Consider the following 10,521-nt stretch of genomic DNA (forward strand, 5'->3'; position numbering starts at 1 on the left):
GCCTATGACAAGTACGCGACACACCACGCGAGTTGCGAAACCAATGCGGCGCATCCGATCATGACCGAACGGGAGTTCTGGCGGGACCAGACTGACCGGCAGGACAAGAACCCGCAGGGGCGCTGCTGCTAGAGCGAGGGCCGCGCTGGCCTGGGGCGATGACGAGCGGGGGCGGGGTGCAGCGCCTCAGCGCGCTCCGCTCTCGCCTCAGCGGCCTGCCGCCATGGGGTCTCGTGCTGCTGATCTGGGCAGCATCACGGCTGCTCACCACGGCACTGCTCGGCACCCTGTTCGCCGTCGCCACTCGCGCCGGCTGGAACTTCGCGAGCTACCGGAGCGACCCGAATTTCTTCACCTTCTCGGGGTCGTGGGATAGCTCGTTCTACCGGCAGATCGCGCTCTCCGGCTACCCGGCTGTACTGCCGACCGATACCGCCGGCAACGTTGAGCCGAACGCTTGGGCCTTCCTGCCGGTCTTTCCGTGGCTCGTGCGCGTTGTCGCGGCGCTGACCGGCCTCGAATTCTACGTCGCCGGCATGCTCGTGGCGATCCTGTTCGGCGCCGGGGCCGCACTCGGGCTCTACCACCTGTTGGCCTCCCGAGTCGGCGCGAACTCGGCGCTGTGGGCGGTCACCCTGTTCTGTTTCGGGCCGCTGTCATTTATTCTGCAGGTGGCTTACGCCGAGAGCCTGTTTCTGTTCCTGGTTTTCACGAGCCTCGCGATGATGGTGTCGCGGCGTTACCTGCTGATGATTCCGTTCGCCGTGCTGGCCGCGTTCACCCGGCCGGGGGTGCTCGCGCTGTCGCTGGCGCTCCTCATTATTCTGGTACTGCGCTGGCGGGAACGCGGGCGATCCGCTCGCGCGGAACGATGGGCCATCTTAGCCGCAGGACTGGTCATTGCGGCGGCTGGCCTGTCTTGGCCGCTCGTGGCCGACGCTGTCACGGGAGTGCACGACGCCTACCTCATGACGGAGTTGTCCTGGTGGACCGGCTTCGTCGGCCGGGTCGAATTCGTGCCGCTCACGCCGTGGTTCCTGATGGCCGGAAAGTACCTTGGCGTGGTCGGAATCGTACTCGTACTCGCGCTCGCGTCGGGGTTTGGATGGTGGTTGTCGCGACGCTTGCTGCATCCGCTTCGGCCGGAAATCGTGGCGTATTCGGCAAGCTACGGCCTCTATCTCGTGGCCGTGTTTCTGCCGCAGCAGAGCCTGTTTCGGCTGCTACTGCCGCTCGCGCCGCTGCTCGGTGACCCGGCGATCTCCCGGTCGAAGGCGCTGCGTCGCAGCCTGCTCGGCGCGGGCATCGCCCTGCAGCCGGTGGCCATCGTGCTGCTCTGGTTCATCGGCTACCCGTGACCCCCACACCCGGGCTCAGACCCCGGGCTCAGACCCCGTAGATCGTGCCACGCTGCTCGGCGTAGCGCGCTCGCACGTCGACGGCCCAGTCGCGTGCGGCCGAGGGCTCGAGTTCGGTCGCGATCTCTCGCTTCCAGTGCGGAAAATTGCTGCCACCGTCGAGCGCCCACGCGGCCTGGCGCACGGGCACGCCCTGGCTGCGCAGCGAGTCGAGCGCGTCGGCGAGGCTGCAGACCACACCGAGAACGGATGCCTGGGCCAGGTTTTCGGGGTTCATGTTGGCCCGGCGCTTGCCGGTGAGCGAGCCGGTGGCACCCGGTAGATTCGGAGTGCGTTCGCCGTCGAGGTAGGGCAGCATGAGCAGCCCGTCGGCGTCGATCATGCGGGCCGTGGCCACGAGGGTGCGGGCACCGTTGATGGTTGCGATGAGGGCAAGCTGGCCGCCGGCGGCGTCGGCGAACACGGTGCCGCTCCTGCCGATCGAGACGACCACGTCACCTTCTTCGGCACCGAGAAATATCCCGTTCCCGACGCGTCACTGCGGTCGGTCGTGGCCTCGGCGGCCCGCCCGAGAATGTTCCAGGTGAGCCAGTCGTGCGGAAGCAGCACCCGCTCAACGCGCGCCGCGAGTTCCGGCCGGTTTTCGGGTAGCCAGGCCAACTTCGTGATGGTGAATGGAGCGACCGGTACGACACCGACCTCCCCGGCCCACATCGACGCGCCGTACTTCTCGGTGAGCGCGGCCGCCTGCGGGGCGCTGCGCACGTCATTCCAGAGCAGGGCGTCGTGCACGGGCGTGTCGGCATCGACACTCACGACCTTGCGACTCTGGGTCGATGGATCGACTCCGACAACAACAGGACGATTCAGTGCCAACGGCATCTCCTGTGAAATCCAGTTTCTGGGGCCAGCCTAATCGAGCGGGCTGGTTCGCTTTAATGAGCAGAGCGCTCACTAAGCTGCGTCTTGTAGTCGTCAAGGACAATTCCGTGCACCAGGCTCGCGGAGCTCACGACGCGACCGTTTCGAGTGAACCCACACGCAAAACGGGCACGCCGGCCAAAGGCCCGCAAACTGAGTGCTGCCGGGCCGGAACTCGCGATCGTCTGACTGCCGGTCAGGGCCGGGTCGTTTCGCCGCGATAAGCGCCGATCTTGACCGATTTGATTATGAATTATGCAAAATCAGACGGTATAGGGTTTCTACGTACCCCTCGCACGGAGGGTAGACAGCACCGGCCAATGGAGGCGTCATGTCCGCTCAGAATCCCAACTCTGTCTTGCGGCGAAAGCCCATCGACGATGTCGGCGATGAATCCAAGAAGAACGGACTGTTCAAAAGCCTTGGGCTCTGGCAGCTCACCGCGATCGGTGTCGGTGGCATCATCGGCATCGGCATCTTCACCCTTGCCGGCCTTGTCGCCAACGGCGGCCCCGACGGCGAGGGCGCCGGCCCGGCCGTGCTCATCTCGTTCCTCATCGCCGGTCTTGCCAGCGCAGCCGCCGCCCTGTCCTATGCCGAGTTCGCCGGAATGATCCCGCGTGCTGGGTCGGCCTACACGTACGGTTATGTCGCCCTCGGTGAAATCGTCGGCTGGTTCATCGGGTGGGACCTCTTGCTGGAATACATTGCCATTGTGGCCGTGGTTGCCATCGGCATCTCCGGCTATTTCACCGAATTCATGTCCGGCATTGGCGTGCAGGTGCCGATTTGGATGCAGGGCACGGCCGACGCCCTCGACGGCGGGGTGATCAACCTGCCGGCGATCATCGTCTGTCTGCTCGTGACATTCATCCTCAGCCGCGGCACTCAGACCTTCGGCCGCTTCGAACTGGTCGCCGTTGGCCTGAAGGTGCTGCTGATCCTGGGCATCATCGTGCTCGGCTTTTTCTACATCAACACGCAGAACTACATCCCGTTCCTACCCAATGGATTCGGCGCCGTCTTCACGGGCGCGGCCACGGTGTTCTTTGCGGTGTTCGGCTACGACGCCATGAGCACCGCGGCCGAGGAGGCCAAAGACGGCAAGAAGCACATGCCGAAGGCGATTCTGCTCTCCCTGGCCATTGCGATGGTGCTCTACGTGCTGGCCACCCTGGTGCTCACCGGCATGCAGAACTGGCAGGACATCGACCCGACGGCCGCGTTCGCCGTGGCCTTCCAATCGGTCGGCCTGCCGGTGATCGCCACTATCCTCTCGGCCTTTGCCGTTGTGTCCATTCTCACTGTGATGCTCACCTTTCTGCTCGGCGTCAGCCGGGTCTGGTTCTCGATGAGCCGTGACGGCCTGCTGCCCAAATGGTTCTCGGGCACCGACAAGAAGGGCACCCCGCAACGCGTCACGTGGATTGCGGGCATCGCCTCTGCGATTCTGGCGGGGATCTTCCCGATTCGGCTTATCGCCGACCTAACCAACATCGGTATCCTCGCCGCCTTCGTTGTGGTCTGCATTGCCGTCATCGTGTTGCGCCGCACGCGCCCCGATGTTCCACGCACCTTCAGGCTGCCGTTCATGCCGATCGTGCCTGCGTTCGGCGTGCTGGCATCTTTCTTTCTGATCACCCAACTGCACTGGGAAACGTGGCTGCGCTTCGTCATATGGCTCGTGATCGGCTTGGTGATTTACTTCGCCTACGGCCGCCGAAACTCCCTCATGAACCCGAAGAGCCCGCGCTACGTTGAGGTTCCGGCCGAAAAATAAGGCCGGGATCGCTGGCCCGCGAGCGGCTCGCCGACGGGAACGATCAGCCAGATAACGATCGACAGGACCACCACTGTCACGCAAACGCAGTTCGATCGTGAGATCGTCGAGCCAGGCGGCGTTTTCGGCCCGCGCGCGGCCTCATCTGAGAGGATGCGATAGGGCCGCCATGCGAGTCAACGCTGTCTGACACACCGCTGTCCACATCGCGGGTCACTGGCCACGATTCGGCCGGCCCGTTCTGCAATTGCCCGTTCTGCAATTGCCCGTTCTGCAATTGGTGGTGCACGGTGGTGGAGAAGAGTTGCCAGTCGGCGGCGATCTTGCAGCCGTAGGCCGCGCCGGGCGCGAGCGTGCGAGCACGCCGAGGCCGAGGGCGGCGCGCATCCAATCGACTGGCCAGGGTGTGAGTTGCATGACTACATGGTCTGACTGGTTAGTCAGACTGCCTACTCGAGTTCGGTGCCGCTCCGAGCCAGGGTGCCATCCACCAGTTTCACGATCATCGAGCAGTCCTTGCCGCCCTGGCCCTGGTCGATCAGCCGCTGGAACAGCTGCTGCACGTGCTTTCCGATCTCCAGCGGAGTGTCGGTGGCCGCCGCGGCCGCGACCGCGAGGCCCATGTCCTTGTGGGCGAGCTCGGCCGTGAACGTCGGCGTGAAGTCGCGATTCACGGCCGCCGACGGCACGACCCCCGCAATCGGATACCAGGTGCGCAGCGCCCAGCTGTCGCCCGATGAAACGGATGCGATATTCCAGAACACCCGCTTGTCCAGTCCCAGCCGCTCGGCCAGAACGGCACCCTCCGACGTTGCGGCCAGATTGATGAACAGCATGAGGTTGTTGCAGATCTTTGCCGCCTGACCGGTCGTCGCGCCACCGGTCGGAATGATGTTCGCGGCCATCGGCTGGATATACGCGGTGGCGGTGGTGACGGCATCCGCTTCACCGCCGATCATGAAGGTGAGGGTGCCGGCCTCGGCACCGGTGATTCCGCCCGAGACCGGGGCGTCAACGAAGCGAAAGCCTGCCGCGGCGGCGGCATCGTGCAGCGCTTGGGCCGATTCAATGTCGATCGTCGAGGAATCCACCAGCAGGGTCGACGTGTCGGCGTGGGCCAGCACGCCCTCGTCGCCGAAGTACACCGCACGGGCATGCTCGCCCTTGGGCAGCATCGTGAAGACGACGTCGGCACCCGCCACGGCCTCCGCAATACTCGTTGTGCGGGTGACGCCGACAGCCACCGCCGCGTCGAGGGCATCGGTGTTGAGGTCGAAGCCGCGCACGCTGTGCCCGGCCTTGACCAGATTTGCCGTCATGGGGCCGCCCATGTGGCCCAGCCCAATCCATCCGATGACCGCCATGGCATAGCTCCTTCGCGTCGGTGGCGGGCGTCTATGCCCGTCCCCTCCACGATGGCACAACTTGTCGGCTCCTAGTGCACGTACCCCAGCAGATCCTCCCCGACCGCGCGCATCCCGTTGAGCACCGCGAGCCGTGTCATCAGCTGGGTGTCGTCGAACAGCATCGAGACCGCGTAGGTCACGCCGGCCCGCGGACCGCGGAGAATACCCACCTCACTGCGCACACCCGCGGTCGTTCCCGTCTTGTTGACCATGAGCAGACCGTGGTCGCTCTCCCGGTGTGCGAGCGGATCCAGCCCGAACGCACTGGCCACGAGCGACAGGTCGGTGTTGAGCGACAGCCAGCCAATGACCCGCGCGCTCGTTTCAGCATCCACGATCTCACCGCGAGCAAGCGCCGTGAACAGCCAGGTGAGTTCCTTGGCGCTGCCCACCGACAGCTGCGGCGCGTCATCCGGGCCGCGTTTGTCGCGCACCAGGTCGAGCAGTGCGGTGCGGCTAAGGCCTAGTTGCTCGGTGCGGGCACGCACCGAGTGCAGCCCGACGGTGCGAATGAGCACGTTCGTCGCGAGGTTGTCACTCGTCGCGCCGACGAGGGCGGCAAGGTCGGCGACGCCGAGCCGGGCGATCTGCAGGTGCTGCCAGACGCCGGAATCACTCACGGCATCCGCACTCGAACGCTCGAGCATCGTGGCCAGACCGAATTCGGCGTCGTTCAAGCGCGCGGCAACCTCGATCAGCAGCAACACCTTGCCCACGCTGGCCGTCGGCATCGACACGTGGTCGTCGACCGAAAACAGTACCCGCCCGGTCGAAAGATCGGTTGCGCGGGCTGAGACCTGCACCCCGTTGAGAGCGAGTTCGCCCAGGGAGGCAAAGCCGCGGGCAAAGTTCTCGGGGGCGTCCGTTATACGGTGTTTGCCACCGGGCGCAGCGGCGTGGCGGGAACGAACGGAGCCGCCGCCATCCGCTTGGTTGGAAGCAGGATTCAGGTGACCACTCGTGCCGTCGGCGTCGCGACCGCGAAAGACCACTGTCGATCCTCTCTCCGGCGGCGACCCCGGGCCTGCCTCATCCCCGGCTCAGAGGAGCCTGCTCAAGACTAACCCTCGACGGGGAACAGAAGCGCTACCAGATGGTGACACGCTTCTCGGGGGCGAGCCAGAGGGCGTCCGCTTCGCCCACTTGGAACGCCTCGTAGAACGCGGGGATATTGCTGACGATCTGGTTGCAGCGATACTCGTTCGGCGAGTGCGGGTCGATAGCCAGCAAGCGGATGGCCTCAGCGTCGCGTAGCTTCATTTGCCAGGCCTGGGCCCAGGAGAGGAAGAAGCGCTTTTGCCCGGTGAGTCCGTCGATGACCGGGCTTTCTGCGCCGTTCAGCGAGAGCAGGTAGGCCTTCCAGGCGATGGAGAGCCCGCCCAGGTCGCCGATGTTCTCACCGATCGTGAGCGCACCGTTCACGGTGTTGCCCGGGATGGCCTGCGGTTCCAGGCCCTCGAATTGCGCGATGAGCGCGGTCGTGCGCAGCTCGAACGCGGACTTATCGTCGGCGGTCCACCAGTCGATGAGGCGGCCGTCGCCGTCGTACTTCGAGCCCTGGTCGTCGAATCCGTGGCCGATCTCGTGGCCGATGACCGCGCCGATCGCGCCGTAGTTGGCGGCCGGGTCGCGCGCGTCGTCGAAGAACGGAAACTGCAAAATGGCGGCCGGAAAGACGATTTCGTTGAACCCGGGGTTGTAGTAGGCGTTGATGGTCTGGGGCGTCATGAACCATTCGTCGCGGTCGAGCGGCTTGCCGATCTTGCCGAGCTCCCGTTGAAACTCGAACTCCCCCGCGGCTCTGACGTTGCTGATGAGGTCGCCGGCGGTGATTTCGAGGCTCGAATAATCGCGCCACGTCACCGGATAACCGATCTTCGGGGTGAACTTACTGAGCTTTTCGAGCGCGCGACCGCGGGTCTCCTCGGTCATCCAGTCGAGGGTGGTGATGCTGTTTTCGTAGGCCGCAACGAGGTTGGCCACGAGCACATCCATGCTCGCCTTGGCGCTCGGCTTGAAGTGGCGCTCCACGTAGATGCGGCCGACGGCCTCGCCGAGTGCGCCCTCGACAAGCGAGACGCCGCGCTTCCACCGGTCGCGCAGCTGCGGGGTGCCACTCAGGGTACGACCGTAGAAATCGAAGTTCGACTCGACGAAATCGCTCGACAGATATGCAGCACTCGAGCGGATGACCTGCCACCGCAGCCAGTCCTGCCACGATTCAAGGCGGTCGTCGGTGAGGGTGGCCGCGAGGCCGGCGATGTAGCTCGGTTCGCGCACGACGACCTCCTCGAGGGCGCCGGCCGGGGCGTCGAGGCCGTCGAGCCAGAGGTCGACGTCGGCACCGGCGGCGAGCGCGGAGACCTGGCCCCAGGTGCGCAGGTTGTAGGTCTTCTCGCTGTCGCGCGTGGCCACCTTGTCCCAGTGGTGCGAGGCGAGTTCGGTTTCGAGGTCGAGCACGCGCCCGGCGCGTGCGGCGGCGTCTGCGAAACCGGCGAGGGTGAACATCCGCTCAAGGAACTCGCGGTATTTGGTGCGAATTTCGGCGAACTTCTCTTCGCGGTAATAGGACTCGTCGGGGAGGCCGATGCCGCCCTGCGCGATGAAGACGAGGTAGCGTTCGGGGTTGCCCGGGTCGTTGTCGACGTAGAGGTGGAACGCTCCGGCGACTCCGCCGCGTTCGAGGCGTCCGAGGGTGGCGAGCAGTTCGGAGATGGTGGTGACGGCGTCGACCGCGGCCAGGTCGCTCGTGAGCGGGGTGGCGCCGAGCGCTTCGATGCGTTCTTCGTCGAGAAAGCTCGTATAGAGGTCGCCGAACTTGCGCTCGAGGCTACCCGTCGGCGCGGTCTGCGCTTCAACGATAATCTCGCGTACGGCCTTCTCGGCGTCTTCAGCGAGCATCATGAAGGAGCCCCAGCGGGCCTTGTCGGCGGGAATCTCGCTGCGTGCGATCCATTTGCCGTTCACGTGCCGAAAGAGGTCGTCTTGCGGGCGCACCTTTGAGTCAAGTTCGTTCTGGTTGATTCCGGATTCAGTCGCCAGCTCAGTCATGCCCCCAGCCTATTCGCTCGCCACGAGAATTCGCTCTGTAAACGGGTCGCGCGAACGCCGCGCGCGACGCCCGCGCGCATATCTTCTTCAATCCGTTCAGCCGCTCCAGCGCGGTCGACCGGGTGAGCGCGCCCGGTATGGGTGAGCGCGCCAGCTAGAGGTGGCGCGGCGACCCGCAGCTGGCGCGGCGACGGCGCAGGGCGACTCGCCGCCCACGCGGCGACGGCGCAGGGCGACTCGCCGCCCACGCGGCGACGGCGCACAAGGGGCCGCCGTAGAGTCGAACCATTAACATTCTGCGGGCACAGCCCATCGACCGGGACATTTTGCGGCTCGCCGTACCCGCACTCGGGGCCCTCGTGGCCGAGCCGATGTTTCTGCTGGCAGATTCGGCGATGGTCGGGCACCTCGGCACCACCCCGCTGGCCGGGCTCGGCCTGGCGAGCGCCGTGCTGCAGACCATCATCGGCCTCATGGTTTTTCTCGCCTACAGCACCACCCCGGCCGTGGCCCGCTGGCTCGGCGCCGGCGACACGAGAAGGGCGGTGTCGGTCGGCATCGACGGCCTCTGGCTCGCCGTGGGCCTGGGCGTCGTACTTGCTGCCGGCGGCCTGCTCGCCACTCCGGCGCTGGTCGGCGCGTTTGGCGCTGAGGCCGCGGTTACAGCGGATGCCGCCACCTACCTCGGCATCTCCATGTTCGGCCTGCCCGCCATGCTGCTGGTGTTCGCCGCCACCGGACTGCTGCGCGGCCTGCAAGACACCCGCACCCCGCTCTACGTGGCCGGGATCGGATTCGGCGCGAACGTCGCGCTCAACTACGTGTTCATCTACCTACTCGGCTGGGGAATCGCCGGGTCGGCTGTGGGCACCGTCGTTGCGCAGTGGGGCATGGTTGCGGTCTACCTCGTCGTGGTTGCCACACATGCCAGGCGCCACAGCGCTCCGCTGCGCCCGCACCGGGCCGGGCTGCTGCTCGGCGCCCGCAGCGGCGGCTGGTTGTTCCTGCGTACGCTCAGCCTGCGCGCCGCCATACTGCTCGCCGTGTTCACGGCCGCGCAGCAGGGCTCGCCCGAGCTCGCCGCCTTTCAGATCGCAATGACCCTGTTCGCGACGCTCGCCTTCGCCCTCGACGCCCTCGCGATCGCCGCCCAGGCCCTCGTCGGTCGCGGCCTCGGCGCCGGAGATGTCGAGGGAGTGCGCGCCGTGTTGCGCCGCTGCCTTGAGTGGGGCGTGCTCGCCGGCCTCGCACTCGCCGCCGTCGTGATCGGCACGAGCGGGGTGCTCGGGCACGCGTTCACCAGTGCCGAGGCTGTCACCTCGCTGCTGCCGCTGACGCTGATCGTGCTGGGGGCATCCGTTCCTCTCGGCGCGGTCGTGTTCGTGCTCGACGGCGTGCTCATCGGAGCCGGCGACGCCCGCTATCTCGCGCTGACCGGGCTGGTCAACCTCACCGTGTTCGTGCCGCTGGCCGCCGCGGTGCTGGTCTGGGCGCCGGCGGGCGAGGGCGGACTCGCCTGGCTGATGGCCGCGTTCGCCCTCGGCTACCTCGGCGCCCGCGCCGTGACCCTGAGCCTGCGCGCCCGCAGCGCGAAGTGGATGCTGATCGGCGCGCGTTGACTGTGCTGGTCGAGCCCGGTCACCCCTACTGATCGCCGATTCTGGCTGCTGGGCGGTTGCCGCTACCCGAGTGGGTAGGCGAGGGCGTTCTGGCGCACCCCGAGCGTCACGTGGGCGCCGAGCTGCGGCAGGGCGGGTGCGGCGATGCGAGCGCGCACCGGGGTCTTCGCTGTGTCAGCGAGGGCGAAGCTGACCAGGGCGTCGTGGCCGGCGTAGGCGATAGACGTGGCTACAGCCGGGGTTCCCCCCTCGGCCAGGGTCAGCCATTCCGGTCGCAGCAACACCCGGATGGGGGGGGGCGCGGGGGGGGGGGGCCCGGGGGCCCCGCCCCCCCCCCCCCCGCGCCCCCCGGGGGCCGGGGCGCCGGGCCCGGCGGCCCCCCCCCC

General features: G+C 66.6%; 10 protein-coding genes. 4 read left to right on the forward strand and 6 right to left on the reverse strand.

All coding sequences use genetic code 11. The features are described from left to right. Both LH475_RS04415 and LH475_RS04420 read left to right on the forward strand, forming a co-directional pair. Positions 1-132, forward strand: a 132-nt coding sequence (locus tag LH475_RS04415) for a YbdD/YjiX family protein (protein WP_297412969.1), incomplete at its 5' end; no start/stop codon positions are given. 26 nt (positions 133-158) lie between these two features. Continuing rightward, the gene (locus LH475_RS04420; protein ID WP_196842868.1) at positions 159-1,358 is read left to right on the forward strand and encodes a hypothetical protein; all 1,200 of its coding nucleotides are present in this window, start codon (positions 159-161) and stop codon (positions 1,356-1,358) included. A 28-nt stretch (positions 1,359-1,386) separates the two neighbouring features. Here LH475_RS04420 and LH475_RS04425 read toward each other — a convergent pair whose 3' ends face one another. Continuing rightward, positions 1,387-1,821, reverse strand: a complete 435-nt coding sequence (locus LH475_RS04425; protein ID WP_297412963.1) for an FGGY-family carbohydrate kinase — start codon at positions 1,819-1,821, stop codon at positions 1,387-1,389. After that, positions 1,737-2,174, reverse strand: coding sequence for an FGGY family carbohydrate kinase (locus LH475_RS04430; RefSeq protein WP_297412964.1), 438 nt, complete (start codon positions 2,172-2,174; stop codon positions 1,737-1,739). The genes LH475_RS04425 and LH475_RS04430 overlap by 85 nt, the downstream gene beginning before the upstream one ends. 436 nt (positions 2,175-2,610) lie before the next feature. Here LH475_RS04430 and LH475_RS04435 point away from each other — a divergent pair, with 436 nt between their 5' ends. Next, a complete protein-coding gene (locus LH475_RS04435; protein WP_196842869.1) occupies positions 2,611-4,059 on the forward strand; it encodes an amino acid permease in 1,449 nt (482 codons plus the stop codon). A 449-nt stretch (positions 4,060-4,508) separates the two neighbouring features. Here LH475_RS04435 and mmsB read toward each other — a convergent pair whose 3' ends face one another. The 3 genes from mmsB to LH475_RS04450 form a co-directional block, all read right to left on the reverse strand. Then, the gene (gene mmsB, locus LH475_RS04440) at positions 4,509-5,423 is read right to left on the reverse strand and encodes a 3-hydroxyisobutyrate dehydrogenase (protein WP_196842870.1); all 915 of its coding nucleotides are present in this window, start codon (positions 5,421-5,423) and stop codon (positions 4,509-4,511) included. Between the two features lie 71 nt (positions 5,424-5,494). Continuing rightward, on the reverse strand, positions 5,495-6,457 hold the full coding sequence (locus LH475_RS04445) for a serine hydrolase (RefSeq protein ID WP_297412965.1): 963 nt from the start codon (positions 6,455-6,457) through the stop codon (positions 5,495-5,497). Positions 6,458-6,551: 94 nt separating this feature from the next. Continuing rightward, positions 6,552-8,516 carry a M13-type metalloendopeptidase gene (locus LH475_RS04450; protein ID WP_297412966.1) on the reverse strand — a complete coding sequence of 655 codons (1,965 nt, stop codon included), beginning with the start codon at positions 8,514-8,516 and terminating at the stop codon, positions 6,552-6,554. 296 nt (positions 8,517-8,812) lie between these two features. Here LH475_RS04450 and LH475_RS04455 point away from each other — a divergent pair, with 296 nt between their 5' ends. Then, the gene (locus LH475_RS04455) at positions 8,813-10,135 is read left to right on the forward strand and encodes an MATE family efflux transporter (RefSeq protein ID WP_196843051.1); all 1,323 of its coding nucleotides are present in this window, start codon (positions 8,813-8,815) and stop codon (positions 10,133-10,135) included. 62 nt (positions 10,136-10,197) lie between these two features. On the opposite strand, the gene LH475_RS04460 is transcribed toward LH475_RS04455, so the two are convergent. After that, positions 10,198-10,419 (reverse strand): TOBE domain-containing protein, encoded by a 222-nt coding sequence (locus LH475_RS04460; RefSeq protein WP_297412967.1) that lies wholly within the window; start codon positions 10,417-10,419, stop codon positions 10,198-10,200. Positions 10,420-10,521 lie beyond the last annotated feature (102 nt).

Source organism: Cryobacterium sp. (genome assembly GCF_026786305.1).
GTDB lineage: Bacteria > Actinomycetota > Actinomycetes > Actinomycetales > Microbacteriaceae > Cryobacterium.

Excerpts from the sequence above, each read along its gene's own strand:
- LH475_RS04420 (WP_196842868.1), top strand. The coding sequence starts at position 159 with ATGACGAGCGGGGGCGGGGTGCAGCGCCTCAGCGCGCTCCGCTCTCGC.
- LH475_RS04435 (WP_196842869.1), top strand. The coding sequence starts at position 2,611 with ATGTCCGCTCAGAATCCCAACTCTGTCTTGCGGCGAAAGCCCATCGAC.
- mmsB (WP_196842870.1), bottom strand. The coding sequence starts at position 5,423 with ATGGCGGTCATCGGATGGATTGGGCTGGGCCACATGGGCGGCCCCATG.
- LH475_RS04450 (WP_297412966.1), bottom strand. The coding sequence starts at position 8,516 with ATGACTGAGCTGGCGACTGAATCCGGAATCAACCAGAACGAACTTGAC.